This window comes from Arthrobacter zhaoxinii, from assembly GCF_025244925.1.
Lineage (GTDB): Bacteria > Actinomycetota > Actinomycetes > Actinomycetales > Micrococcaceae > Arthrobacter_B > Arthrobacter_B zhaoxinii.
The window spans coordinates 2,011,892-2,037,902 of the sequence record NZ_CP104275.1 but is presented as its reverse complement, the minus strand read 5'-3'; the positions used below and the strand labels follow the sequence as shown (position 1 = coordinate 2,037,902).

The 26,011-nt window shown below is 66.1% G+C and carries 25 protein-coding genes; 17 read left to right on the top strand and 8 right to left on the bottom strand.

Annotated elements, in window-relative coordinates; genetic code table 11:
* Positions 1-166: 166 nt before the first annotated feature.
* On the top strand, positions 167-322 hold the full coding sequence (locus N2K95_RS09490) for a hypothetical protein (RefSeq protein WP_260651366.1): 156 nt from the start codon (positions 167-169) through the stop codon (positions 320-322).
* Here the strand turns inward: N2K95_RS09490 and N2K95_RS09485 are convergent.
* Both N2K95_RS09485 and N2K95_RS09480 read right to left on the bottom strand, forming a co-directional pair.
* Positions 319-828, bottom strand: coding sequence for a hypothetical protein (locus N2K95_RS09485; protein WP_260651365.1), 510 nt, complete (start codon positions 826-828; stop codon positions 319-321). The genes N2K95_RS09490 and N2K95_RS09485 overlap by 4 nt on opposite strands.
* Positions 829-949: 121 nt before the next feature.
* Positions 950-1,174 carry a mycoredoxin gene (locus tag N2K95_RS09480; RefSeq protein ID WP_227933722.1) on the bottom strand — a complete coding sequence of 75 codons (225 nt, stop codon included), beginning with the start codon at positions 1,172-1,174 and terminating at the stop codon, positions 950-952.
* Positions 1,175-1,326: 152 nt separating this feature from the next.
* Between N2K95_RS09480 and N2K95_RS09475 the strand changes: the two genes are divergently transcribed.
* On the top strand, positions 1,327-2,109 hold the full coding sequence (locus N2K95_RS09475; RefSeq protein ID WP_260651364.1) for an SOS response-associated peptidase: 783 nt from the start codon (positions 1,327-1,329) through the stop codon (positions 2,107-2,109).
* A gap of 7 nt (positions 2,110-2,116) precedes the next feature.
* Here N2K95_RS09475 and N2K95_RS09470 read toward each other — a convergent pair whose 3' ends face one another.
* The gene (locus N2K95_RS09470) at positions 2,117-2,548 is read right to left on the bottom strand and encodes a VOC family protein (protein ID WP_260651363.1); all 432 of its coding nucleotides are present in this window, start codon (positions 2,546-2,548) and stop codon (positions 2,117-2,119) included.
* A 90-nt stretch (positions 2,549-2,638) separates the two neighbouring features.
* Between N2K95_RS09470 and N2K95_RS09465 the strand changes: the two genes are divergently transcribed.
* The 4 genes from N2K95_RS09465 to N2K95_RS09450 all read left to right on the top strand — a co-directional run bounded on the left by N2K95_RS09465 (position 2,639) and on the right by N2K95_RS09450 (position 5,195).
* The gene (locus N2K95_RS09465) at positions 2,639-2,977 is read left to right on the top strand and encodes a chorismate mutase (protein WP_255791830.1); all 339 of its coding nucleotides are present in this window, start codon (positions 2,639-2,641) and stop codon (positions 2,975-2,977) included.
* 65 nt (positions 2,978-3,042) lie between these two features.
* A complete protein-coding gene (locus N2K95_RS09460; RefSeq protein WP_260651362.1) occupies positions 3,043-3,882 on the top strand; it encodes a hypothetical protein in 840 nt (279 codons plus the stop codon).
* The gene (locus N2K95_RS09455) at positions 3,869-4,432 is read left to right on the top strand and encodes a DUF2087 domain-containing protein (protein ID WP_255791833.1); all 564 of its coding nucleotides are present in this window, start codon (positions 3,869-3,871) and stop codon (positions 4,430-4,432) included. Before N2K95_RS09460 ends, N2K95_RS09455 begins: the two co-directional genes overlap by 14 nt.
* Positions 4,425-5,195 carry a tyrosine-protein phosphatase gene (locus N2K95_RS09450; RefSeq protein WP_260651361.1) on the top strand — a complete coding sequence of 257 codons (771 nt, stop codon included), beginning with the start codon at positions 4,425-4,427 and terminating at the stop codon, positions 5,193-5,195. The genes N2K95_RS09455 and N2K95_RS09450 overlap by 8 nt, the downstream gene beginning before the upstream one ends.
* 10 nt (positions 5,196-5,205) lie before the next feature.
* On the opposite strand, the gene N2K95_RS09445 is transcribed toward N2K95_RS09450, so the two are convergent.
* Positions 5,206-6,249 carry a DUF2776 domain-containing protein gene (locus N2K95_RS09445; protein ID WP_260651360.1) on the bottom strand — a complete coding sequence of 348 codons (1,044 nt, stop codon included), beginning with the start codon at positions 6,247-6,249 and terminating at the stop codon, positions 5,206-5,208.
* 272 nt (positions 6,250-6,521) lie between these two features.
* Between N2K95_RS09445 and N2K95_RS09440 the strand changes: the two genes are divergently transcribed.
* Both N2K95_RS09440 and N2K95_RS09435 read left to right on the top strand, forming a co-directional pair.
* The gene (locus N2K95_RS09440; protein ID WP_260651359.1) at positions 6,522-8,204 is read left to right on the top strand and encodes an MDR family MFS transporter; all 1,683 of its coding nucleotides are present in this window, start codon (positions 6,522-6,524) and stop codon (positions 8,202-8,204) included.
* 30 nt (positions 8,205-8,234) lie between these two features.
* Positions 8,235-9,839 (top strand): MDR family MFS transporter, encoded by a 1,605-nt coding sequence (locus tag N2K95_RS09435; protein WP_260651358.1) that lies wholly within the window; start codon positions 8,235-8,237, stop codon positions 9,837-9,839.
* A gap of 9 nt (positions 9,840-9,848) precedes the next feature.
* Here the strand turns inward: N2K95_RS09435 and N2K95_RS09430 are convergent, their stop codons facing one another.
* Entirely contained in the window at positions 9,849-10,178 is a 330-nt protein-coding gene (locus N2K95_RS09430; RefSeq protein ID WP_260651357.1) for a hypothetical protein, read from the bottom strand.
* A 341-nt stretch (positions 10,179-10,519) separates the two neighbouring features.
* Between N2K95_RS09430 and N2K95_RS09425 the strand changes: the two genes are divergently transcribed.
* The 5 genes from N2K95_RS09425 (at position 10,520) to pgsA (ending at position 17,562) form a co-directional block, all read left to right on the top strand.
* The gene (locus tag N2K95_RS09425; RefSeq protein WP_260651356.1) at positions 10,520-10,831 is read left to right on the top strand and encodes a DUF6504 family protein; all 312 of its coding nucleotides are present in this window, start codon (positions 10,520-10,522) and stop codon (positions 10,829-10,831) included.
* A 20-nt stretch (positions 10,832-10,851) separates the two neighbouring features.
* Complete coding sequence (locus N2K95_RS09420; protein WP_260651355.1) at positions 10,852-14,253, top strand: DNA polymerase III subunit alpha; 3,402 nt, start codon at positions 10,852-10,854, stop codon at positions 14,251-14,253.
* Between the two features lie 75 nt (positions 14,254-14,328).
* A complete protein-coding gene (gene thrS, locus N2K95_RS09415) occupies positions 14,329-16,341 on the top strand; it encodes a threonine--tRNA ligase (protein ID WP_255791847.1) in 2,013 nt (670 codons plus the stop codon).
* A gap of 15 nt (positions 16,342-16,356) precedes the next feature.
* Entirely contained in the window at positions 16,357-16,941 is a 585-nt protein-coding gene (locus N2K95_RS09410; protein WP_260651354.1) for an HIT family protein, read from the top strand.
* A gap of 3 nt (positions 16,942-16,944) precedes the next feature.
* Complete coding sequence (pgsA, locus tag N2K95_RS09405; RefSeq protein ID WP_260651353.1) at positions 16,945-17,562, top strand: phosphatidylinositol phosphate synthase; 618 nt, start codon at positions 16,945-16,947, stop codon at positions 17,560-17,562.
* Between the two features lie 88 nt (positions 17,563-17,650).
* Here pgsA and N2K95_RS09400 read toward each other — a convergent pair whose 3' ends face one another.
* Positions 17,651-19,675 carry a M3 family metallopeptidase gene (locus tag N2K95_RS09400; RefSeq protein ID WP_260651352.1) on the bottom strand — a complete coding sequence of 675 codons (2,025 nt, stop codon included), beginning with the start codon at positions 19,673-19,675 and terminating at the stop codon, positions 17,651-17,653.
* Positions 19,676-19,701: 26 nt separating this feature from the next.
* On the opposite strand from N2K95_RS09400, the gene N2K95_RS09395 reads away from it, so the two are divergent.
* Positions 19,702-21,102 carry a CapA family protein gene (locus tag N2K95_RS09395; protein ID WP_260651351.1) on the top strand — a complete coding sequence of 467 codons (1,401 nt, stop codon included), beginning with the start codon at positions 19,702-19,704 and terminating at the stop codon, positions 21,100-21,102.
* Between the two features lie 68 nt (positions 21,103-21,170).
* On the opposite strand, the gene N2K95_RS09390 is transcribed toward N2K95_RS09395, so the two are convergent.
* Positions 21,171-21,890, bottom strand: coding sequence for a class I SAM-dependent methyltransferase (locus N2K95_RS09390; protein WP_260651350.1), 720 nt, complete (start codon positions 21,888-21,890; stop codon positions 21,171-21,173).
* Positions 21,891-22,270: 380 nt separating this feature from the next.
* Here N2K95_RS09390 and N2K95_RS09385 point away from each other — a divergent pair, with 380 nt between their 5' ends.
* The 3 genes from N2K95_RS09385 to N2K95_RS09375 all read left to right on the top strand — a co-directional run bounded on the left by N2K95_RS09385 (position 22,271) and on the right by N2K95_RS09375 (position 25,365).
* Positions 22,271-23,629 carry an HNH endonuclease gene (locus N2K95_RS09385; protein WP_260651349.1) on the top strand — a complete coding sequence of 453 codons (1,359 nt, stop codon included), beginning with the start codon at positions 22,271-22,273 and terminating at the stop codon, positions 23,627-23,629.
* A 221-nt stretch (positions 23,630-23,850) separates the two neighbouring features.
* The gene (locus N2K95_RS09380) at positions 23,851-24,165 is read left to right on the top strand and encodes a hypothetical protein (RefSeq protein WP_260651348.1); all 315 of its coding nucleotides are present in this window, start codon (positions 23,851-23,853) and stop codon (positions 24,163-24,165) included.
* 423 nt (positions 24,166-24,588) lie between these two features.
* Positions 24,589-25,365 carry a GNAT family N-acetyltransferase gene (locus N2K95_RS09375; protein ID WP_260651347.1) on the top strand — a complete coding sequence of 259 codons (777 nt, stop codon included), beginning with the start codon at positions 24,589-24,591 and terminating at the stop codon, positions 25,363-25,365.
* On the opposite strand, the gene N2K95_RS09370 is transcribed toward N2K95_RS09375, so the two are convergent.
* Positions 25,318-25,950, bottom strand: coding sequence for a class I SAM-dependent DNA methyltransferase (locus N2K95_RS09370; protein ID WP_260651346.1), 633 nt, complete (start codon positions 25,948-25,950; stop codon positions 25,318-25,320). The genes N2K95_RS09375 and N2K95_RS09370 overlap by 48 nt on opposite strands.
* Positions 25,951-26,011 lie beyond the last annotated feature (61 nt).

Below are 26,011 nucleotides of genomic sequence, written 5' to 3'. Positions count from 1 at the left end.
ATGGAGCGGGGGCGCCGGAGGCGAAGCCGGGATTGCCCTTCCGCTGCAGGCTTCGCCTTCAGGGCCTGCCGCCGCCCTAGCATGGAAGGCGGGAACGGTCCGGAGTCTGCCGGCTGCCCACACCAGGAAGTGCCCATGCTGGGAACCCTGTTGTACGGAGAGCGGGATGCCCGGGTGGAGGAACGCGGCGACAACGGCGTGGCCGCGGTACGCGAACTCACCGCTTGGCGAGGCCGCGGAAGGCTACCGGGCGATGGACGAGCGGCGGACCATCAAGGCACTCCTGTCCCTGAGCGCCGTCCCGCAGGTTCCGCGGCGCTAGTAATCTACGTAGGTTCCGGTCGGAACGGTACCGCCGAAGTCCGTTTCGGGACCGAAGCGTCCGTCGAGTCCGCATTCCTGCTGGGAACCGGAAAACGACATCAGGTTGAAACCGTACGTCACCTGGTGGGACTGGCCCGGCGGCAGGGTCAGCTGGATTATCGACTGTCCGGCACGCCAGCTGGCGGTTTCGAACGCCAGCGCGCTGACATCGGTCCGCACAGCGGGAAGGATTGCGCTGAGCGGCACCGTCCCTTTGGCAGACGCCTTGCTGGTGACGGAACGTTCACTGGTGAGCCCGACAGGAACAGTGACGGTGGAACTGTTCGTGAGCGTTGCCGTTCCGGCTGCTTCCCGGCTCGCGGCGGACTCGGTGAAGATGGTTGCGGTGGACCCGGGTTCGCATTCGGTGGCGGCCGCTGAGGCCGGTGCCGCAAAAACCGCGGAACCGGCGATCAGTCCGGCTGTCGATATAAGGACGGCGGCCCGTGTCATCGTGGTCTTCATCTCGCTCCTTCGTGTCCCGGTAGTACCCGTTCCCTCTGGAAGAGCCCTTACCCTACTACTCAGTAATCGAGAGTCAAACCCGCAGCTCCGCCGTTCGCCGGCCTCGGCGGAGCCCTACCCGCTAGAGGCCGAGGCGGGACTTCACCTCGGAAGCGGAAGGATTGGTGGCCGCGGAACCGTCGGGGAAAATCACGGTGGGGACGGTCTGGTTGCCGCCGTTGAGCGAGGCTACCAGCTCCGCGGTGCCTTCCACGTCCTCGATGTTGACCTCGGTGTAGCCGATGCCCTGGGCATCCAGCTGGGACTTCAGGCGGCGGCAGTATCCGCACCAGGAGGTGGAAAACATGGTGATGGTTCCGGTTGCGGGGGTGAAAGCTTCAGCAGTGGCAGCCACGGGGGTTGCTCCTCTTCGTTGAAATGGATTGTTGCCTAATCCAACAGTATTCCGGCCGGCGGCATTCCCGCTGGCAGACTGGAGGCATGTGCGGAAGATACGTGATGGCCCGTTCCGTTGGTGACCTGGTCGCCGAGGCCGAGGCGGAGGCGGACGCCAACCTGGAACTGCGGGCGTCCTGGAATGTGGCGCCGACGTCGGACGTCCCGGTGGTCCTGGAAAGGTTCGTTGAGGTGCCGGGCCGGGGACGCTCGCAGGTGCGCGAGATCCACGTTGCCCGGTGGGGCCTGGTGCCGGCGTGGGCACGGGATGCGTCCGTAGGCGTTAGGGCCTTCAATGCCCGCAGTGAAACCGTTCTGGAGAAGCCGACGTTCCGTGAAGCGGTTCTCTCGCGCCGCTGCGCCGTGCCGGTGGACGGTTACTACGAATGGAAGGCGGGCCCCGGCAAGGTTCGCCGGCCGTTCTATGTTTCCCGTGCCGACGGGTCCCCGATCTTCTTTGCCGGCCTGTATGAGTGGTGGCGGGATCCGGCCAAGGCAGAAGGCGACCCGGAGAAGTGGCTGCTCTCGACGTCGATCCTCACCGTGGCCTCGCCCCCGGCGGCGAGCGCCGAACCGGTGCTGCGCGAACTGGCCGAGCTGCATGACCGGCTGCCGCTGCCGCTGTCCCCGGACGCCATGGCTGCCTGGCTGGATCCGGCGCGGCGCGACGCAGGCACACTGGTGGCACTGGCCACGGAGCAGGCCTACGCGGCGGCGGCGGGCTGGGTGCTGTCTGAAGCCCATCCGGCCGTCGGCAATGTGCGCAACGACGGCGAGTACCTGCTGCGGCCAGGCCCGGAGGACGTATCTGCCGCTGCCGTGCCGGCGGAGGACGTGCTGTTCTAGCCGAAGCCTAAATCACTGCCAGGGTGACCCGGCCGGCGTCGTCCACCCTAAGTCCGGGGTTGAAGCAGACCTCCCAGCGCAGTCCGTCCGGGTCCGTGAAGTAACCGGAATAGCCGCCCCAGCTCATCTGCGTTCCGGGCGCGGTGATGATCCCGCCGGCACCGGCGGCGTTGGCCAGCACGGCGTCCACCTCGGCGGCGGAATCCACGTTGTGACCGAGGGTGACCGGGGCGTTGTGGAGTTCGCCCGCCGCGCCGGCTTCCGCGGCCAGATGGTCGCCCCGGAAGAAGGCCAGCAGCAGCCCGTGGTTGACCTGGAAGAAGATGACTTCGTCCGGCACATACTGCACCGCTTCCCAGCCCATGCGGGAAACGTAGAACGCGTAAGTTACTTCGAGGTCCCGTACGCCTACGGTAACCACGGAAACAGAGGGATTCACGTCTTTGATCCTGCCATGAAGATGCTGATTGGCCATTACCCGCCCACCGGGTGTCCGGTGCGGCGGCCCGGTGATGGTTACTCTTAAGGCATGGGAGCAGCTGAACAGAAATCCGGGTCGGGACAGCTAGACGACGTCCGGACGGCAATTGACGAAATTGATGAGGAAATTGTCGCGCTGATCTTTCGGCGGCAGCGGCTGGTCCGGGTCGCCGGGGGGCTGAAGGACAATGACGACGCCGTCCGCTCACCCAAGCGCATGGAGGAAGTCATTGCCCACGTCCGGCACGCGGCCGAAGAGCAGGACGGCGACTGCAACGTGGTGGAACGCACGTACAAGGCCATGATCGAAGCCTTTATCGACTACGAGTTGAAGGTCCGCCACGAGATGGAGACCCAGCGCAAGCTGGACGCCTTCAGCCGCAGTTAGCGACCAGGCGCACCGCCCCCGAACCCTCACTGGAGACGCGGCACGAATCGGGTAGGTTGTGGCGCATGACACTTACCGTCGCTGACCTGTTTCCCGAAGCTGAGGGAAGCGAGCGTGCCTGGATTCACCTCGGCTGGGGATCCCGGAAGGAAACCCCGGAACACGTGGCCGCCAGGATCCTTCCGACCCTGGAGCTGCTTCAGGACCGCTTCGCCGTGCCGTCAGTGCGGTGGCAGGTCACGGTGGGGAAAACCTTCGACCTGCGAAAGGAACAGCCTGTTCCGCAGGATGCCGCAGCCCTCGCTAGGCTCGTCGAAAGCCCCCGGCAGCGTGACCTGCCCGACGCCGACGTTTCCACCGGAACGCTGAAGGCCAGATTTACCCTTTTCGGCGGAGCAGACCCCGAAAGCGGGAAGCTGTTCGAGTTTGAGGTCGAGGCCGGCCGCAGCGGTCCCTACTTGGGCAATGAAATCACCCTGCGCCTGCCGGATGGGTTCGTCTTCGGAACCCCGGGGAAACTGGCCGCCTTGTTTCAGCGGCTGGTCCGGATCTGGCAGCCGGAAACTGCCGCTCTGGAGTCGAGGGAAACCTTGCGGGCTGTGTGGAAACGCTGTGACGAGCTGGGCGTCCGCAGGTCGGATCCCCGCCTCGGATACATGAACTGGTTCTCCCTGACGGGGTACGGACGGCCGCCTTTCCCCCTGGATGCCCGAGTCCGTGCTTTTCCCGACGGCACCCTGATCTGCGCTCAGAGCTGGAACGCCGGCTCGGTGGCGGATCTGTATGCGGACCTGCAGGTCATGGGGATGATGCACGATATGCCGGCGGTCCAGGTGCTGGCACCGCCGCCCACTGATGATGAACAACCGCACACAGATTTGAAGGAGCACCGTGGGGGAAACTAACAAATCGGAAGAGAACCGGTGGCGTCCGGTGGTGGCAGCGCTCGCACACCGGGGCCACCGGCATCTGTATGCCCGCGCCGTGCTGGCCCGCGACTGGGACACGCTGCATGAGGACCAGCTCACCGCCGAAGAGGCAAAATCCCTGGCCGTCCTGTGCCGTGCAGGCCTGTTGGAGACTCGGAAGGGCTGGATATTCTCCTCGGAAACCGTCTTGGAGGAGATGCTCGCCGCATCCGACCCGCGGGACACCACCGTGCAGCGCTTCTTCGTGAACGGCAAGGTCGAGACCTACCCGCGCAAACGCGCCGACCGGCTGGAGCTGCTGCATTTCCTGGCCGGGGAGGTCTTTGAACACGCCCGGCCGCCGGAGCCGGGACTGCGTCCGGTCCTGACGGAAAAGGAAGTCACCACCCGGCTGGCCGCCTTCACCGCAGACCCCGCTGCCATCCGCCGCTATCTGGTGGACGAAGGCATCGTGGCCCGGGACGCCGCCGGCACCCAGTACTGGCTCATCCGTCCCCGTCCGGCGGAAGGAATGGAATTTGCCTAGCTTCCCCGACACGGCCGGCTTCACTGCAGTTGGCGCGGCTCCCGCCACTGTGGAGGGCCTAGTGAACTTCCGCGACCTGGGCGGCCGACGACGGCGCGACGGCACGCTCACGCCGCACGGGGTCTTCTTCCGCTCCGAAACGGTGGACCGGATTCGGCCCGGCGGCTGGGACACCCTGTATGCGCTGGGAGTGCGTACCGTCGTCGACCTCCGGCAGCCGCCCGAGCGCGCACGGGACACCGCCGGCCGCCCGGACTGGCTCACCACGGTTCCCGTGGACCTGGACGGGCTGGCGGAGAATCCGGAGTTCTGGAAGGGGTACTGGAACAACGGACTGATGGGCACGCCGCTGTACTACTTGCCGCACCTGACCCGGCTGCCGGACCGGATGGGTACCGTGCTGCAGGCGCTCGCCGATGCCCCGCCCGGCGGGGTGCTCTTCCACTGCATGGCCGGCCGGGACCGCACCGGAATGACCGCCATGGTCCTGCTCGCGGCAGTGGACGCGGAGCCGGAGGAGATCCGGGAGGACTACTTCGAAACCGTCCGCAACGCGGACGCCTTCGCAGCAGCAACGGGACGGCCCAATCCGGAGGCAGAGAGCGAAAAACTGTGCGCCGAGCACGGAACCAGCATGGACGGTGCTATCCGCGCGGCGGTGGACCGCTTTTCGCTGCAGCGGCTCTTTGACGACGCCGGGTTGCCGGAAGCAGTCCGCACCGGCATCCGCACCTGGCGGGGAGCAGTTACCGCCAGGCCTTGACGCTGCTCTGCTACTCCGACGTTCCCGCTTCGAGGATCGACACGATTGAGAAGAGCGTAAAGCAGACGGCTCCGAGCCCAACCAGCACGTGCGCGGGGACAAAGAACGCCGGGTCTGAGCCTGCGGCTTCAAAGAGGAACGCGGCGAAGAACAGGCAGGTGAGCGCTGTGCCGATGGGCATCAGCGGGATGCGGTTGGCCAAGGCAAACGTGCGGCGCCAGACGAGGGCGAGCAACAGCACCTTCGACAGGATGCTGAAGCAGATCAGCCCGAGGCCGATCAGCACACATCCCGGGGCCAGCCGATAGGGCTCGTGTGAGCTGAACAGCACGAATAGTCCGAGCAGTACATTGACCGTGCCCGCGGCGCCGACGAGCCAGGGCCAGGCGGAACGCTCGCCCTCGCTGAATTCGTTGCGCACCTGGCGCACGATGCTCGCGACCAGGGCGATCAGCGACGTGCAGATCACCGACAGGCCGGTCAGGACGTGGCCGGCAACGAATCCGGGAGTATCTCCGCGCACCAGCAGGCCGGTCGCAAGGGAGAAACCGACGACGGCGGCCGCAACCGGAACTGCGAGCAGCACGGCGCCGGCGGCGCGGGAGTGAGCACCTTCCGGCGGGCCGCCCTGAGGCTCGAGCAACTGTGCTGACTGGATGAGAGTGAATTTTGTGGATGCGGCCGCGACGGTGCTGACGCACGCGGCGACGAAGCCGATGCCGATCACCACGAAGCCCGCCGTGAGGTTCTCCGCGGTGTTGTCCCGGTTGGCCAGAACGATGCCCCAAATGATGGCGGCGGCAGCAGCCACGTAGCCGGAGAGCGGCAGGATGATCCTCCACACGCGCCCATAGCGGTCGATGAGCTGCCGAATGATGGTGGCCGCCGTAGTGAACAGTGCGTAACAGATGGCGGTCAGCCCGACGTTGACGTGTCCGGCGACAAAGTGACTGGCATCGTTCCGCCCGGCCAGGATGTAGAGGCCGAAGGACAGACAGACAGCGCCCATCAGAAGCGGTATGGCGCGGAAAATGACGCTTATTGTACGGTTCATGGCGTACCCCGCAGATGATCCCGTGCGGCTTCGACGTCATGGCCGGTCCGCGTTTAGTGCCAGTCTGCGCCTGTCCTCCCCGCGGAACAACGCCGAGGCAGGGAGCAGCTCCTTGGGCCATGGAACTTCGCGCCCTCCACAGCTCCGACGCCGGCCGGCACCGGCGGCATGGGTGGCCCGCCTCCAACCGTTGACTTGGCAGGACGGTGGGCGTCGAATGGAAGTTCCAACCGGACTGCCCTCATCCGGCGGAAATTTCCAAGGAGGAGTGCATGGCCGATAGGTTTACTCCCCACGGAACCGCAGCAACCCATCCGATAGCCGGCATGGCCGGCGCCATGGGAGCGCCCGTCAATGCCGTCCCCCTGGTGGCCCATACCCCGCAGGCGCGGTCAACGCCTCCATCCGGCGGGGACAGTGCGCAGGCCCGCGCCGATGCGGGAGGCGGGCACTCGAGGCGCCAGATCGCCGTCGTTTTCGCCGGGCTGATGCTGGCGGTGCTTGTCGCTGCCCTGGACCAGACCATCGTCTCCACCGCCCTGCCCACCATCGTGGGGGATCTGCAGGGTATGGACCACCTGTCCTGGGTGATCACCGCCTACCTGCTGACCTCCACCATCGGGCTGCCGATCTACGGGAAGCTCGGGGACCTGCTCGGGCGCAAGAACATCTTCATTTTCGCCATCGTGGTTTTCCTGGGCGGGTCCGCCCTGTCCGGGCAGGCACACAGCATGACCGAGCTCATCACCTACCGGGCCATCCAGGGTGTGGGCGGCGGCGGACTCATCATCGGTGCGCAGGCCATTATCGGCGACATTGTGCCCGCCCGCGAGCGCGGCAGATACATGGGCCTGATCGGGGCGGCTTTCGGCATCGCCTCCGTCAGCGGACCGCTGCTGGGCGGATATCTTACCGACTACTGGTCCTGGCGGTGGGTCTTCTACATCAACCTGCCCATCGGTGCGGTGGCGCTCGCGGTCATCATCACCGCCCTGCACCTGCCGCGGTCCGAACGCAAAGGGATCCGGCTGGACTATGCCGGTGCCGCACTGCTTGCCGTCGGCAGCGCCGCCCTGGTGCTGCTGACCAGCTGGGGCGGCAACAACTACGCCTGGACCTCTCCGACCATCCTCACGCTGGGAGCAGTGGCCGCCGTCGCCGTCGCACTCTTCATTCCGGTGGAACTGCGGGCGTCCGAACCGATACTTCCGCTGCGCCTGTTCGGGATCCGCAACTTCCTGATCTGCACACTGGTGGGGCTGGCGGTGGGGCTGGCTATGTTCGGGTCCATTGCCTACCTGCCGACCTTCCTGCAGATCGTCAACGGAGCCAGTCCCACCATGTCCGGGCTGATGATGCTCCCCATGACCGCAGGGCTGCTCATCACCTCGATCGGGACGGGGCAGCTGATCTCCCGGACGGGCAAGTACAAGATTTATCCGATTCTCGGGTCCCTCACCATGATCGGCGGCCTGCTGCTGCTCTCGCGCATCTCCAGTACGACGCCGTACCTCCTCACCGCGCTCGGCATGTTCGTACTGGGGCTCGGGATCGGGGCACTGATGCAGAACGTGGTGCTGATTGTGCAGAACAGCGTCCCGGCCAAGGACATGGGCACCGGGGTCTCCACGGCCAACTACTTCCGGCAGATGGGCGGTTCCCTGGGGATTGCCCTCTTCGGCTCCCTGTTCATCCGGCGGCTGAACGACCAGCTGGCCTCCGCACCGGCCGGAGCCGGCGACGCGGCGTCGGGCGGCGCCAATTCCATCAGTCCGGACAGCATCAGGGCGCTGCCTGCTCCGGCGCAGGACTTTATCAAATCCGCGTTCGGCGAGGCGCTGCCGCCGATCTTCCTGCTCGGGGTGCCGATCCTTGGGGCGGCCTTTGTCCTGACGCTGTTTCTTGTGCAGCAGCCGCTGTCCAGGACGGCGCGGGTGGATATGGACGCAGCGTAGGCCGGCAACCGAGAAGAGAAGAAACCCGCCATGTCCCACAGAGCAATAACGCCGCGCACCGCGGCACCCCCGGACCGCGCCGGGACCGCCCTGCCCAAGCATCGGGAGGAGACCGCCCAGGGCGAGGAACCGAAGCGGAACCTCGTGCCGGTCTTCACGGGACTGGTGCTTTCCGTGCTGCTGGCAGCCCTGGACCAAACCATCGTCGCTACCGCCCTGCCCACTATCGTGGGGGACCTGAACGGGTTGGAGCATCTGTCCTGGGTGGTCACCGCGTATATCCTGGCGGCCACCATCGGCCTGCCGGTATACGGCAAGCTCGGGGATCTGTTTGGCCGCAAAAGCATTTTCATTTTCGCAATCGCGGTGTTCCTCATCGGTTCGGTCCTGTCCGGACTGGCGCAGAATATGGGCCAGCTGATCGGTTTCCGTGCCCTGCAGGGCCTCGGCGGCGGCGGGCTGATGATCGGGGCGCAGGCCATCCTCGGAGACCTGGTCTCCCCGCGGGAGCGCGGGAAATACATGGGCCTGATCGGTGCGGCCTTCGGGCTGGCATCCGTCGGCGGCCCGCTGCTGGGCGGCTGGATCACCGATGCCTGGTCCTGGCGGTGGGTGTTCTACATCAATCTGCCCATCGGCGCCGTGGCGCTCGCCGTCGTCGTGTCCTCGCTGCACCTGCCCAAACCCAAGGGCAGGCGCCCGAAGCTGGACTACGCTGGCGCCGGGCTGCTCGCCCTCGCGAGCGCCGCCCTGGTGATGCTGACCACCTGGGCCGGCACCACGTACGCCTGGTCGAGTCCCCAGATCCTTGCCCTGGCCGTGGTGACGCTGGCAGCCGGAGCAGTGTTTGTCCGGGTGGAGAAGCGGGCTCCGGAACCCATCCTGCCGCTGGGCCTGTTCCGCAGCCGGAATTTCCTGCTGCCGGTGCTGGTGGGCATCGCCGTCGGAATAGCGATGTTCTCCACCATCTCCTACCTGCCCACCTTCCTGCAGATGGTGAACCGGGCCACCGCCACGCAGTCGGGCCTGATGATGCTGCCCATGATGGGCGGGCTGCTGCTGACCTCCATCGGCACCGGACAGCTGATTTCCCGCACCGGCCGGTACAAGATCTATCCGGTGCTGGGCTGCGCCGTGATCATTGCCGGGCTGGTGCTGCTCTCACGGATCTCAGACACCACCGCCTACAGCTTCACAGCTCTTGGCATGCTGGTGATGGGACTCGGTCTGGGGATGCTGATGCAGAACCTGGTCCTGATTGTGCAGAACAGCGTGCCCGGCAGGGACATGGGGGCGGCGATATCCGCAGCGAACTATTTCCGGCAGATCGGGGCTTCCTTCGGGATCGCACTGTTCGGGTCGATCTTCATCCACCGGCTGGGCAATGAGATTGCAGCCGCGCCCCCGGGGGCCGGAGCTGCCCTCGGCGGGGACATCAATTCGCTGAGCCCGGCCATGCTCCGCGGACTCCCCGCCCCGGCGCAGGACTTCATCGCTGCGGCCTTCGGACACGCCCTGCCTCCCATCTTCCTGCTCAGCGTGCCCGTCATGGCAGTGGCCCTGGTGCTGTGCCTGTTCATCAGGGAAACGCCGTTGTCCACCACGTCACGGGTTAGCGGAGAGGCGGACCGCTAAGCAGCTGCCCTACGGCTGGTAGGTGGCAAGGATGGCGAACCCCACGATGGCGAACCCCAAAACCACTGCCTGATAGAGCAGGGACGGGATGATGAACATGGCTGTAGCGAGCCACCCGTCGCCCCTGACCATTGCCGCAATGAATCCGATCACCGCAATGCCGACGGCGGCGAGTCCCGGATATGCGAGGAAGCCGAACATCAGGTTCGAAAGCGGAGAAATCAGGAAAAGCGCATACCCCAGAACAACAGCCAGCATGCCGGCAATCCCCAGGCCGCCAATGCGGCGGGAAGTTTGCAGGTGTGCGGGCGCCTGCGGTGTGTTTCGGTCAATAGCCACGCTCCGGCCCCCATCCGATGGAAAGTACCCGGATCAGGGCGTCCTGCACTGGATCCGGTGTGTCTGGGAAAAGTGTGCCCCATAGGGGCATGTATTCCTGCAGCGGCACCGACGGGTCCTGCACCGGCGCTTCCGGATCCTGACGGGCGGGGCGGCAGGACCTCCGCCGCATCCGTCCCTGTGTGGTGTTGTTTGTCCCCGGCTGGTCGTACACTGGTGGCGGAGCTGTTCGAACATATGTTCGAATTAGTTGCCTATTGATAACCAAGGGATAACCAAGGGATAACCAGTGGGAAAGGCGCAGGCGGTGCGCCTGTGTACCGGGGCGGGGAGGAAGCTGAATGGGTGTCTTCAGCGAAGCAATAGAGGTGGTGTGCTCACCCGCGGGGCAGCCTCTGAGGCTTACATGGGGCGGCCGCACCTACAAGGTGGGAGCGGACCCGGTGCGCTGGTACGAACGCCGCAACTGGTGGGAAGAGGAAACCCGCGCCGAACGCGGACACGGCGCCGGACTGGTGGATACCGAGATCTGGCGGGTCCAGGCACGCGTCAATGACCGCTCCGACCTGCGCACCCTCGACCTCTCGCATCACGTCCGCAGCGACCGCTGGCGCCTGATCCGCATTCATGACGCACTGAGGGACAGCGCCTAATGAAGGACAGTGCCTAAGCAATGAGCTTTATCCACCTGCACGCCGCCACCGCGTTCAGCGCCCACTACGGGGTGTCCTGGCCGGAGGAGATGGCGCAGGCCGCAGCGGCCGACGGCGCCGATGCCCTGGCCTGCACCGACCGGGACGGGCTCTACGGAACGGTCAAGCACCTGCGGGCATGCATGGAAGCGGGCATCGATCCCATTGTGGGCGTGGACCTGGCTGTGCTGGATGACGGGAACGCCGTCACCGGCCGGGTGGTCATTCTCGCCCACGGGCATACCGGGGGAGCGGGCTACCGGGCATTGTGCCGGCTGATCTCCGCTGCACACGCCGCCACCTCCGCCTCACGGGCACGCTCCGGCAAACCGGTAGGCGTCACCATGGAGCAGCTTGCCGGGTATGTCAGCACAGAGGGGGAGGACGAACCGGTCCTGACCGTCCTCGTCGGACCGCAGTCCGACGTCGGCCAGGCCATGCGCAGCCGCAGTTATGCCGTCGCCCGCACCCTGTTCGGCCGCTGGCGCTCGCTGATCCCTGCCCGGGCGCTCGCCGTCGAGGTGGTCACGCATCTGTCCGCACCGGGGGAGAACCTCAGCCTGGCCCACGCAGTACGGATGTTCCGGCTGGCCGATGAGATGCGCGTGCCCGGCATCCTCACCAATGCCGTGCGGTACGTGGATGAGGATGGAGCCGCCACCGCTGACGTGCTCGACGCCGCGCGGTCGCTGACCTCCCTCTCCCACCTCCCGGACCGGCAGCCCAACGGGCAGGGCTGGCTCAAGGGGACACGGGAGATGACTGCCCTGGCCCGCGAGATCAGCTCGGAGGCAGGCTACGGTTCCTCGGGAGCGGCACGGATGCTCGCCGACACTGCGGCGCTCGCGGATAGCTGCCGGATGGATCCGGTGGCGGACATGGGCTGGAAGCAGCCCGTGGTCCCCGAAGCCTCGGTGATCGGCATCGAGGCCGAACCCATGATCGAACTGCGCCAGCGCTGCGAGGCGGGGATCAACCGGCGGCTGCGTGCCCGGGACTCCATTGCCGAAGTAGAACTGCGCAACCGGCTCGAACACGAGCTGGGCATCATCGAACGGCTGGGCTTCGCCTCCTACTTCCTCACGGTCGCGGAAGTCTCGGCCATGATCACCGGGATGGGGGTACGCGCCGCGGCCCGGGGGTCGGGCGCATCCTCGCTGGTGAACTACCTGCTGGGCGTCAGTCACGTGAACCCGCTGGACCACGACCTGATCTTTGAACGCTTCCTCTCCCGGGACCGCTCCACGCTGCCGGACATCGACATCGACGTGGAAAGCGCCGAGCGGCACAACGTCTATCACCGCATCTTCGAACGCTTCGGCTCCGAACGGGTCACCCTGATGAGCATGCAGAACGGCTACCGGGCACGGGGAGCGGTGCGCGACGCCGGTATGGCGCTGGGCATGCCCGAGGAGGAGATCGGCGCTGTGGCTAAACAGCTGTGGCGTTTCTCGGCCCGCAACTTCCGCGAGGCGCTCGCCGAAAAGCCCGAACTGCGGGAATTCTCCGGCCAGGTGGAAAAGAACCAGCAGCTGGACCTGCTGGTGGACCTCACCGAACGCCTGGACCGGCTGCCCCGGCACATTTCCATGCATCCCTGCGGAGTGATCCTGGGGGACACCTCCCTGCTGGACCGCACCCCCGTGCAGCCCAGCGGTCTGGGCCTGCCCATGTCCCAGTTCGACAAGCACGACATGGATCCTATGGGCATGCTCAAACTCGACGTGCTGGGCGTGCGGATGCAGAGCGCCATGGCCTTTGCCGTCCGCGAAGTAGTGCGTGTGTATTCCTCCCGCGAGGAAGTCATTGCCGCCGGCAGGCACCGGGACGGGCCGGAGGAGCCGGACCCGGAGTTTGTCGAAGCGGACGGCCGGATCAACCTGGATGCCGTGCCGTTCGACGACGAACCCACCTACGAACTCATCCGCAGCACGCATACCCTGGGCTGCTTCCAGATCGAATCCCCGGGCCAGCGCGAGCTGGTGGGCAAGATGGCACCGCGGGAGTTTAATGACCTGATCATCGACATCTCCCTGTTCCGGCCGGGCCCGATGAAATCCGATATGGTCCGGCCGTTCCTGGAACACCGGCACGGCTTTTCCCCCGAGGTGTACCCGCACGAGGCGCTGCGCCCGGTGCTGGCCGAAACCCACGGCGTCACGGTTTTCCACGAGCAGGTGCTGCGGACGCTGAACGTCTTCACCGGCTGCGGGCTGGCGAAGGCAGACGAACTGCGCCGGCTGCTGGGCAACGAAACCGCCGAGCCCGGGGTGGAGGAATACTTCCGCAGCAAGGCCGCCGCCCGCGGCTACACGCAGGAGACCATCAACAAGGTCTGGGACACGCTCAAGGCCTTCGGCAGCTTCGGCTTCTGCAAGGCCCACGGCGCGGCTTTTGCCGTACCCACCTATCAGTCCGCGTGGCTGAAGGCGCACCACCCGGCAGCGTTCCTCGCCGGGATCTTCGAACACGATCCCGGGATGTATCCCCGCCGGCTGCTCGTGGCCGAGGCGCGGCGGATGGGCATTCCCATCCTGCCCCTGGACATCAACCGCAGCGGCGAAACCTACCGGGTGGAACGGCTCGACGACGGCCGGCTGGGCATCCGGCTGTCCCTGGCCGGGATCTACGGACTGTCCGCCGTCGAGCTAAAGCGCATTGCCGCCGGGCAGCCCTATGACTCGCTGGCGGACCTGCGGGCACGTGCGAAGGTCTCCCGCCCCACCCTGCGCCGGCTGGCCCAGCTCGGTGCCTTCGATTTCCTGAGTAAGCAGACCGGCTCCGAGGCGAGCCGCGCTGACCTGATCTCCTACCTCGACGCCGCACCGGCAAAATCCGCGTCCCGGAAGCACGATCCGATTCCGGGGCAGCTGGCCCTGCCGCTGGGAGATACCGAGCTGACGAACCTGCACCATCACCTGCCGGAACCGGGACTGCGGGAAAAGGTCCGCACCGAACTGGATCTGCTGTCAGTGGACGTCAGCGCGCACCTGATGGAAAGCTACCGTCCGCTGCTGCGCGGACTCGGCGTCACGCCCGCGGAAGCACTGATGGACCTGCGCAACGGGACCGAGGTGCTGGTCGCCGGGATCCGGGTGGCCACGCAGACGCCTCCCATGCGCGGGGGACGCCGGGTGGTGTTCATCAGCCTCGACGACGGCACCGGGTGCATTGACTGCACGTTCTTCCACGAGGCGCAGGAGAAATCCGGTCCGCTGCTCTTCGGCACCGAACTGCTGCTGGTCCGCGGGCTGACCCGCCGCACCGGGCCGCGGGGCATCAGCCTGCAGGCACTCGAGGCATGGAACCTGGCGGACACGGACTCACTTCCGAAGCCCGGCCGTCAGCGCGGCATGTTGGTGGGGTCCAAGCGCAGCGGATAACATCGGTACGGGCGGAAGTGCGGCCGTGTCCAGGCCGTGCAGCAGACGCCGTACAACGAAATCTAGGAGACAACCGTGTCAGTGCCAGAGAAGTTCACCCTCATCGTCGACGGCGAAGAGACCACGGTGGATACTGGCACCACCGGTGCGCAGCTCTTCTTCGAACGCCGCGACGTCGTCGTGATGCGCGTCCACTCCGTCCTCAAGGACCTGGATACGCCGCTGGAGCAGGGCGACATCGTGGAATCTGTCACCATTGAGTCCGAAGACGGACTGAATGTCCTGCGCCACTCCACCGCCCACGTCATGGCCCAGGCCGTGCAGCAGCTGCGTCCGGATGCCAAGCTGGGCATCGGCCCGTACATCAAGGACGGCTTCTACTTCGACTTCGATGTTGCCGAGCCGTTCACGCCGGAGGACCTGAAGACCCTCGAGAAGATGATGCAGAAGATCATCAACTCGAACCAGAAGTTCGCCCGCCGCGTGGTCAGCGAAGACGAAGCCCGCGAAGCCATGAAGAACGAGCCGTACAAGCTTGAACTGCTGGGCAAGAAGGACGGCGCCGAGGAAGCGGGCGAAGGTGCCAGCATCGAGGTCGGTGCCGGCGAGATCACCATTTACGACAATGTGGACCGCAAGTCCGGCGACGTCGTCTGGTGCGATCTGTGCCGCGGCCCGCACCTGCCCAACACCAAGCTGATCTCCAACGCCTTCGCCCTCACCCGCTCCGCCGCCGCGTACTGGCTGGGCAACCAGAAGAACCAGCAGCTGCAGCGCATCTACGGCACCGCCTGGCCCACCAAGGACGCGCTGAAGGCCTACCAGGAACGCCTGGCCGAGGCCGAGCGCCGCGACCACCGCAAGCTGGGCACCGAACTGGACCTGTTCTCCTTCCCGGATGAGCTGGGTTCGGGCCTGCCGGTGTTCCACCCCAAGGGCGGCATCATCCGCAAGGCCATGGAGGACTACTCCCGCCAGCGACACACCGAGGCCGGCTACGAGTTCGTCTACACCCCGCACATCACCAAGGGCCACCTGTACGAGGTTTCCGGCCACCTGGACTGGTACCGCGACGGGATGTTCCCTCCCATGCACGTGGACGAGGTCACCGATCCGGAGACCGGCGAGGTCACCAAGCCCGGCCAGGACTACTACCTGAAGCCGATGAACTGCCCCATGCACAACCTGATCTTCCGCTCCCGCGGACGGTCCTACCGTGAGCTTCCGCTGCGGCTGTTCGAATTTGGTTCCGTGTACCGCTACGAGAAGTCCGGCGTGATCCACGGCCTGACACGCGTGCGGGGCATGACCCAGGACGACGCCCACATCTACTGCACCCGTGAGCAGATGAAGGACGAGCTGACCACCACGCTGAAGTTCGTGCTGGACCTGCTCAAGGACTACGGTCTGGATGACTTCTACCTGGAGCTGTCCACCAAGGACCCGGAAAAGTTCGTCGGCTCCGACGACATCTGGGAGGAAGCCACCCGCACCCTCGCCGAGGTTGCCGAAGCCTCCGGCCTGGACCTGGTCCCGGATCCGGGCGGAGCAGCCTTCTACGGCCCGAAGATCTCCGTCCAGGCCCGCGACGCCATCGGCCGCACCTGGCAGATGTCCACCATCCAGCTGGACTTCAACCTGCCCGAGCGCTTCGAACTCGAGTACCAGGCCGCCGACGGCACCCGCCAGCGCCCGGTCATGATCCACCGCGCCCTGTTCGGCTCCGTGGAACGCTTCATGGCCGTGCTCACCGAGCACTACGCCGGCGCCTTCCCCGCCTGGCTGGCACCGGTTCAGGTAGTCGGCATCCCCGTGGCTGAAGCGTTCAACGACTACATGTTCGACGTCGTCGACAAGCTCAAGGCCCACGGCATCCGCGCCCAGGTGGACACCGGCACCGACCGCTTCCCGAAGAAGATCCGCACCGCGTCCAAGGACAAGATCCCGTTTGTCCTGATCGCCGGCGGTGACGACGCCGAGGCAGGCGCCGTGTCCTTCCGCTTCCGTGACGGCAGCCAGGACAACGGCGTGCCCGTTGAAGAGGCCGTCAAGCGGATTGTTGAAGCCGTCCGTAACCGGGACAAGTAGGGCGGCGGGGACGCTATGGGAGAACAGCCTGACGACGCCGCGGTGACGGACACGTTTGAACTCGCCGGCGTCCCCGACTCGTTCCAGCGGCTCTGGACTCCGCACCGGCTGGCCTACATCAAGGGCGGGCAGAAGCAGGTTTCCTCGAAGGAGACCTGCCCGTTCTGTGCCGCGCCGGAGCGGTCGGACGAGGAATCGCTGATTGTCCACCGCGGGAAGCACGCCTTCGTGATCCTGAACCTCTTCCCGTACAACGCCGGCCACCTGCTGGTCTGCCCGTACCGGCATGTGCCGGACTACACGGACATCGACCCGGAGGAGACCGCGGAAATTGCTGCCCTGACGCAGACCGCCATGCGCGTGCTGCGGAAGGTATCCAGCCCCACCGGTTTCAACCTGGGCATGAACCAGGGTGAAACCGGCGGGGCCGGGATCGCGGCCCATCTGCACCAGCACATCGTGCCGAGGTGGGGCGGTGACGGAAACTTCCTGCCGATCATTGCGCAGACCAAGGCCATCACCCAGACCCTGGGCGAGGTGCGCCAGCAGGTGGCCGAGGCCTGGCCCGAAGAGGGCTCCGGCCCGGACAGTGAGGACTGACGCGTGCTTAACAAATACGCGCGGGGATTCTTTACTGCCGTTTTCAGCCCGCTGGCCGCCTGGCTGCTGCGCCGCGGGGTAACCCCGGACATGGTCACCATCGCCGGCACCCTCGGCGTGATGATCGGCGGACTGGTCTTTTATCCGCTGGGTGAGCTCTTCTGGGGCACCATCTTCATCACCGTCTTCATCTTCTCCGACGTGGTGGACGGAATCATGGCCCGGCAGCAGCAGCGCAAGGGCAGCTGGGGCGGGTTCCTGGATTCCACCCTCGACCGCTTTGCCGACGGCGCCCTGTTTGCCGGCGTCGCCATCTGGTTCTTCACCGGCGGCGGCAACGACGCAATCGGCATCGCGGCCGTCCTCTGCCTGGTGGTGGGAATGCTGGTGTCCTACATCCGGGCCAAGGCCGAGTCGCTGGGCTTCTCCGCCAACGTCGGCATTGCCGAACGTGCCGAGCGGCTGGTCTCCCTGCTGGTGGCCACCGGGCTGGTGGGGCTGGGCGTGCCCGAGGTCCTGCTGCTGGTGGTCCTCATCCTGCTGACCCTGGCCAGCTGCGTGACCATCGGCCAGCGGATGTACAGTGTCCGCCGGCAGGCGAAGCTGGGGAATCCGGCCTAGGCAGGCTTAGTAAACGCAACAAAAGGTGGGAACCGGTGATCCGGTTCCCGCCTTTTGCTGTTCTGTGCCTGCCTGCCTGCCTGCCTGCCTAGGCCAGGCCGCGCCGGTCCAGCAGCGGCTGGATCTGCGCATCGCGTCCGCGGAAGTTCCGGAACGCCTGCAGCGGGTCGATGCTGTTGCCGCGGGAGAGCAGCTCCGTCCGGAAACGGTCGCCGTTCTCCCGGGTCAGGCCGCCGTTTTCCCGGAACCACTCGACCGTGTCGGCGTCGAGCACCTCGCTCCAGATGTAAGCGTAGTAGGAGGCAGCGTAGCCGCCGGCGAAGATGTGCTTGAAGTAGCCGGTCCGGTAGCGAGGCGGAACCAGGTCCAGGTCGACGCCGGCCGCCGCCAGCGCTGCGGCCTCGAACGCTTCCGGATCCTGTACCGTTTCGCCCGGCGGCAGTTCGTGCCAGGCCAGGTCCAGCAGGGCGGCGCCGAGGTACTCGGTGGTGGAGAACCCTTCGCCCCAGACGGCCGCCGCGTTGACCTTGTCGATGACGTCCTGCGGCAGCGGCTCCCCGGTGACGTGGTGCTTCGCGAAGTTGCTGACCACCTCCGGCCACAGCATCCACATCTCGTTGACCTGCGACGGGTATTCCACGAAGTCACGCGGTACGGCGGTGCCGGAGAACTGGGGATAGGTCACGTCCGAGAACAGGCCGTGCAGCGCATGGCCGAATTCGTGGAACGCGGTGACCACCTCGCCGAAGCTCAGCAGCGTGGGCTCGCCGGCCGCGGGCCTGGAAATGTTCAGGTTGTTGATGACCACGGGCGGGGCGTCCAGCAGCCGGGACTGGTGGACCAGGGAATTCATCCACGCGCCGCCGTTCTTGGTGTTGCGGGTGTAGTAGTCGCCCAGGAACAGGCCCAGCCCGGTGCCGTCGTCGTCCTTAACCTCCCAGACCCTCACATCCGGGTGGTAACCCGTGAGATCCGTGCGTTCGGTGAAGGTGAGGCCGTAGAGGCGGTTTGCAGCGTAGAAGACTCCGTCATTCAGCACACGCTCCAGCTCGAAGTACGGGCGCAGGGCGGCGGAGTCAACGTCGAACTTCTCCCGCCGGACCTGCTCGGAGTAATACGCCCAGTCCCAGGCGGCCAGTTCGTGGCCGTTCCGCCGGGCCGCTTCGCGCAGTTCTTCGGCTTCGGCCTTGGCGTTGCGCACGGCGGCGGGGGCGAGCTTGTCCAGCATCTCGTGGATGGCGTCCAGGGTCGGTGCGGTCTGGTCGTCCGTGGCGTACTCGGCATGGGTGGCGAAACCGAGCAGCGCGGCCCTCTCTGCGCGCAGCGCTGCCAGCTCGGCGGCGATGGCCAGCGTGTTCCGGTCATTGTCCCGGAAGCCGCGGTTCAGGGAGGCTTCGTGCAGGCGGCGGCGGGTCTCCCGGCGGGTCAGCGACGCCAGCGCCGGCTGCGGGGTGGGCAGTACGAGGGACAGCAGGTATTTGCCGTCGTGCCCGGCCTGCTTGGCCGCGGTGGCAGCGGCGGCGACGTCGTCGTCGGACAGGCCGTCGAGTTCGGCCGCGTCGTCGAGCACCAGGGCGGAATCATTGGTGTCCTTCAGCAGGCGCTGGGAAAACTCCGTCCCGAGTTCCGAAAGCCGGGCGTTCAGTTCCCGCATGCGTGCCTGACCGGCGTCGTCGAGCCGGGCCCCGGCGCGGATGAAACGCCGGCGGTACTCGGACACCAGGCGCGCCTGCTCGTCATCCAGGCCGCCGGTTTCTGCCGCAACCGCTTCCACCCGGTCGAAGAGCTGCCGGTTGAGGTAGACGGCGTCCTCGTGGGCGGCCAGCCGCGGACTGATCTCCTGCTGGATCTGCTGCACACCCTCGGTGGCGTGGGCGGCGCAGAAGGTGAAGAAGACGACGGCGGTCCGGCCCAGTTCCTGGCCCGATGACTCCAGCGCTGCAATGGTGTTGCCGAAGTCCGGTGCCTGCGGGTTCGCGGCAATGCGCTCGATCTGCGCGGCGTGCTCACGGATGCCGCTGTCAAAGGCGGGCAGGAAAACGTCTTCGTTGATCTGCTCGAACGGGGGTAGCTGGTACGGCAGGCTACTCGGGTAAAGGAAGGGATTGTCCATAAAGCCCAAGACTGGCACAGCGGAGCATGCCAATCCAACCTGACACTGCCGTAGGATCGGTCCGATTCCCCGCTGCCCGCAGCCCGCAGGCCTGGGGCGAGATCCGTGGGGGAGTTATGGCGGAGTTCATGAAACGCAACCTCGGCGTTCGCACTGCAGGGGCCGGTCCGGCGCCGGCCCGGCTGCCGGGGCCCGCGGCGGCGCTGGTGCTGGCCCTGCTGCTCGGCGGCTGTACGGCGGCCGGGGGCAGCGGGCAGGAGGGCGGCGGGGGTGCCGGCGGGGCGTCGTCGGCGTCTTCTTCAGCCGCCGACCCGTCTGCGTCGCCGTCCGTCCCGGCACCGTCCGCGGATTCCGGCAGCCCCGGAAAAGGACTGGAGTGTCCCACGGAGAACTGCTTCTCCCTGATGCTCGCCGGGGACCTGCTGGTCCACCCTCAGCTCTGGGAGCAGGCCGCGGCGGATGCGGCTGCCACCGGGAAGGCTCCCCTGGACTTCGAGCCGCTGCTGGCCGGGCAGCGGACCTACATCTCCGGCGCCGACCTGGCCGTGTGCCACATGGAAACTCCGGTGGCCGAGCCGGACGGTCCCTATGCGGGCTATCCCATGTTCAACGTGCCTCCGCAGATCCTTACCGCCGCGGCCGCCGTCGGCTATTCCGGCTGCACCACTGCCAGCAACCACACCGTCGACGCCGGCACGGCCGGGCTGAACCGCACCCTCGGGGTGCTGGACTCCCTCGGGCTGGAGCACACCGGGTCATACGCCGCGGAAGCCGGTGCCGGAGCACCCATGCTCCTGTCCGCGCCGGCGGGGAACCTCGCCGTCATCGAAGCAACCTACGGACTGAACGGGCTGGTGGCCGAGTATCCGTGGCAGGTGGACCTGCTCGACGCTCCGGCGATGATCGCGAAGGCGAAGGCGGCCCGGGCGGAGGGGGCCGACGTCGTCGTCGCGGCGATCCACGCCGGTGACGAATACGCCTCGGCGCCCAACGCCCAGCAGGTGGAAACGGCCCACGCGCTGGCGGACAGCGGCGAGTTCGACTTTATTTACGGCCACCACACACACTCGGTCCTGCCGATCGAGAACTACAACGGCACCTGGATTGTGTACGGGCTCGGCAATGCCGTGACGGAGCTGTCGCCCTGGTACGACGTCAACAATGAGGGCTTGATTGTCCGGGCGCAGTTCGTGCGCGACGACGCCGGGGAGTGGTCGGTCGGTGACCTTGCCTGGGCGCCGTCGGTGATTGTCCGGGACCCGTACCGGTGGTGTTCCGTAGCCGGGGACCTGCCGCAGGGGGAATGCGCGCCCCCGGCCCAGCGGGAAGCGGTGCGGGCACGGACCGTTCCGGTTGTCGAGTCCCTGGGAGCGGCCGACGCCGGGGCGCACGAGTGGCTGGTGACGCAGGACAGCGGGGGAGGGTAGGGATGTCGTGGGGGGTGCTGGGAGTCGCTAGGCATGGTGCCGGGCAGCCGGGCAGCCGGGTGCGGGCGCTACGCCGGGCTGGTGAGGACAATCCACTCCGGTGAATCCTTCCGCACCGGGCTTCGATCCCAGTTCCCCCAGCACTGATCGACCGTAAGTCCTGCCGCTTGCAGCCCTGCGGTCACCGTGTCCCAGGAGGGAAAGCGGAGGGTCTCGGTCGTGGTCCAGGTGCCGGATTCGTTGGTCCAGGTATCGGTGTGCGTGACCAGGTCGCCGTTGCGCCGGACGGTCTGGATGACTGTTCCCCGACTGGTGCTCTGTGTGCCCTCCCACCGGCGCCAGGCTTCAGCGTCCGGGGTGCGCACTTCAAATGCCAGCCTGCCTCCGGACCTCAGAGCCCGTCCCGCATGGCTGAGGACCTGCGCCCAGGAGGTGTCATCGAGGAAGTACTGCGCGACATGTCCGGTCATCAGAACCAGATCGGCCCAGGCCTCCGGCAGATGTTCCGCGGTTCCTCGAACCCAGGCGACGTCGTCGGCATGCGGTTGGGACGCAGCGAGCGAGAGCATGGTTTCTTCCGGTTCGACACCGATCACTTCATGCCCATGCCCGGCCAGAAGGCTGCAGAGCAGGCCTGTTCCTGATCCGATGTCCGCAACGCGGCGGGCGCCCAGTGCTGCAGCCAGGGACAGGTAGAACGGCAGGTCCTGCCGGGCTTCCGTATCGGCGTCGTAGGCGCCTGCAAGTTCAGGAACGGCGTAGTAGTTCCCGGGCTTTGCAACAGTCATGCGGCTCGTTTCATTCGGGGGGTGCCTCTTCAATCGCGGGACCAGTCGGCTTCGGTTGTGGGTACGGCCCCGAACGGTAGCACGCGTCCCGGACCTGGAGCCGACGGCGGGGCGGGCGGCGGAGGCGGGCGGCTGACCTGGGGCGGGCCGACGGCGGGACTCCCAACCTGCCGACTGCGGCGGATCCAGACCGGCCTCCGGGCTGACGGTTGCACGCCTCCAGCAAGCACGCGGGATCGGGAGGGGAGACCAGGATCCTGACTTACTCTTTCAAGTGTTTCCGCAGGTCAGGGCGTGATTCTCGGGGGGTGAGGAGAGTTTTCCACAAGGGTGAAACCTCCTATTGCAGGCTTGGGTTTTGAGCACATAGCATCGAACACATGTTCGAATCAAATCGGGACTATCCACCACCTGTTGATGGCGCTGGCTGTGGCAACGAACCGTCCTCCTCGCCGGTCACCACATGGATCGCCGACCTGTCGTCCGGACGGGCCCTGCAGGAGATTGCCGCCGATACAGACGCGGGTCTGATAAACCGTCTGCGCGTGCTGGAAGAACTCAAGGCCGCTGCTGCAGCAGCCCAGGTTCGCGTCGCAGCCGCCTTCGATGCCTCCGTCCGTGCAAAGGACGCCCGCTCCGGCATTCCCGAGGAGCATCAGGGGAGAGGAGTCGCTGCTCAAATTGCCCTCGCACGACGCGAATCTCCTGCACGCGGTGGGCGGATTCTTGGCTTCTCCAAGGCACTTGCACATGAAATGCCATGCACACTCCGGGCGCTGTCCGAGGGCAGACTCAACGAATGGCGGGCCACGCTTCTGGTCCGCGAGACTGCATGCCTGTCGGTATCCGACCGGCGCTTGGTGGACCGTGAGGTAGCCGGAGACGTTGCCGGTCTCGAGGGGCTCGGTGATGGGCGTTTGATTGGCCGGATCCGGAAACTGACGTACCGGATCGACCAGGAGGCACTGGTCCGGCGTGCAGCCAAGGCGCAGGCGGACCGTTATGTTTCCTGCCGGCCCGCCCCGGACACTATGACCTATCTGACAGGCCTGTTGCCGGTGGCCCAGGGCGTCGCCGTATTTGCCGCCCTCAGCCGTGAAGCGGATTCCCTCCGGGCACGCGGCGATGAACGCGGCCGGGGCCAGATCATGGCTGACACGCTGGTCGAAAGAATCACCGGCCTTACCCAAGCTGACCGTGTGCCGATGGAAGTCCAGCTCGTCATGACCGACCGTACGCTTCTTGCGGGCGCCGAAGATCCGGCCTACCTCCAGGGATACGGCGTGGTGCCGGCCATGTGGGCACGCGACGCCGTACGAAAAGCCGGACACAAAGAACGGACGGAACGGACCGGCCGGCGTGGAGCGCCTTCAGCGCCGGATCTCTGGCTCCGGCGCCTCTATACCGCGCCGACCTCGGGTGAACTCATCGGCATGGACTCGAAGGCGCGGTTTGTCCCCGAAGCATTGTCAAGGTTCATTTCCACGAGGGACGAAACCTGTCGGACACCGTGGTGCAACGCCCCGATTCGGCACCGCGACCATATCCGGCCCCATCATCTAGGCGGCCGCACCTCCAGCGACAACCTGCAGGGTCTCTGCGAAGCCTGCAACCACGCCAAGGAAGCAGCCGGATGGCGGGCCGAAGGCATTGATAATCCGGACCGGCACACGGTGGCAATAACCACGCCCACCGGGCACACCTATCAATCCACCGCACCGCCGCTGCCGGGCACCTGAGTGATCGAGTCGCAGGACTAGATAGCGGGTTTGCACAGCGCCGTGCGGCTGGCGGCGTCGCTTCGTAAGGCGACATGCTGAGCCGGGAAAAACTACTGGGACGCCTACCCGGCGGGTGGACCCCAGCCCGAGCCCGGCATTGATGCTGCCGTGAACGGCGCGCATACTAAAGCAGATGTCGCGGCATTGACCGCTCGAGCCGACCGAATCCTAGGAGTGAGATGTCTGGTGCAACGCTCGCGAAGTCCACAATGAGGTTTGGTACGAGGTTCGGGATTGCAGCGGTCGTCCTCCTCGGCCTGGGTTCGTTTATCAACAGGAACTTCGGCGTAGGAGACAGTCTGAGCGGAATGCCGCTTCTCGTGGTCTGGGAAACAGCACCTAGCGCTGTGCTGGTATCGCTGATTTATTTGCTCCTCCTGGTTGCCTCCATGTTGCTCTCCGCCATACTCATCACGACCTCCCTGGTCATTCGTCACAGCGAAGCAAGCGAACAGTCAATGATGAACAAGGCTGCAGCCTCCGCCGCTGACTGACCGAAACAACCACTTCTGCCGACAAGCACCATGCCCGCTGAGGAATTACTTAGCGGGACTGCCTCCCGGTGCCGCGGCGATCGCCGAGAGTACTGCGCAGGCCCTGGCTGCCGTCGCTGCCGTTCCCGTCACCAGACGTGGACCCTGCCCAGGCACCAGGTCAGCGTTTCGCCGCGGCAGTAGAAGTGCAGTTCGGCATTCTGGAACATTTTTGGAGAAGGAAGACGGGGGATCATGGATGTTGTCCTGCGAACACCGGGTGTGGACGAGCTCGGTGGGATCTGCAGCGTTTTAGGGAAGTGGCAACACGACAGGGGACCACTGCATCTACACCCAGGCGATCTGGGCTGGTACTCCCTACGAGGGCCAGCCGCCACAGCCGCTGCGACCCGCGTGTGGTCGCAGGGTGACACGATCCTTGCCATGGCCCTTCTCGACGGCCCCGAGCTGTTGCGGTTCGCCATCGATCCGACGCGGCGCCGAGATGCAAGCCTTGCCCTTCGCATCGTTGATGACGTCAACAACCCGATGGCTGGAATCCTCAGCGCAGGGGCAGCAACTATCGAGGCACGCGGTGCGGTCGCCTTGACCGAGCAGCTGGCGCAGAACGATTGGTCGGCCGACGAACCGTGGACACCGCTCCACCACGATATGGCAGCATCGCACAAGGCCTCGGTCCTCCGGGTTGAGACCGTGGAACCAGGTCACACCGCTGAGTGGGTGGCTGTTCACTGGTCGGCCTTTCGGGGTACCCCGATACCGGACGAGCGCAGCCAACGCTTCGTGGATGGATGGCGCCTCGCCGCGGAAAGCCCCTTTCTTGACCTCGCGCGCATACTGTCCCTGCGATGCCGTGACGGTCATGTCGTCGCTGCCGCCGCGGTGTGGTCGGCCGGCGAAGGGCGTCCGGGACTCATCGAACCACTGGCAGTGCATCAGGAACACCGTGGCCGCGGATACGGCACAGCCATGGCAAGTGCGGCAGTGGACGCGCTCCGGCAACTGGGGTCATCGAGCGCCATGGTCTGCGCGGAGACCTCTAACGCGGGAGCCGTCGCCACCTATCTGGCGGCAGGATTCACCGCGCACCGGGAAGTCGCCGACTGGCATCGAAGTAACGCGACGCCCCTGCCCGTTCAGCCCGGCTGCGTCTCAGCGCTTCAGAAGGAAGACCCCGTCCGGGCCGGTGCGAGTGCTTAGTGCACCCGGTTTGGCATAAACGCTCACTGACCAGCCTGAGTCCTTGTCGAAAGCGCCGAGGTGCCAATCCGAAAATCGATTTTTCAACGGTAGCCCTGCGGAACCCGCCGCAGCATCCTGGGCCGTCGGGCCGCCCCTTGCTCCGACGGTGGTACCAACTACAAACAGGCCACCGTCAACCAAGAGCCCACGAACTCTCCTGAAAGCGTCCTGCAAGGCCTCGTCGGAAAGGAATGCCGGCACGTTTCCGGACATCAAGATGACCTCGTATTCGCCCGGAAGACCCTCTCCGCACAAGCGATCATCAGCTAGTTCCTCCACGGCCAGCTGCCGATACCAACCCTTATCGAAGATGTCAGCGGCGACATCCAAAACGGCACGGGTCGGATCGATGCCGTACACCTGATGCCCACTCCGGCGCAGCGCACTAACCGCCGAGCCGATGCCACACCCGATGTCGAGGATCCGGCTGTTCCGGGGGGCCAGCATGTCGACAAACCGTGCATCGACCTCGAAGTCCATTCCCTTTTCGACTAGCCGGCGCATCTTTTCTGCGTAGGAATCAAGGTCGGCACTTGGGATCATGACGATCAGACTAACCGGCGACGCCGGCCGGCGGCGTCCGCTGCGCCGAACGCCCCGGCAG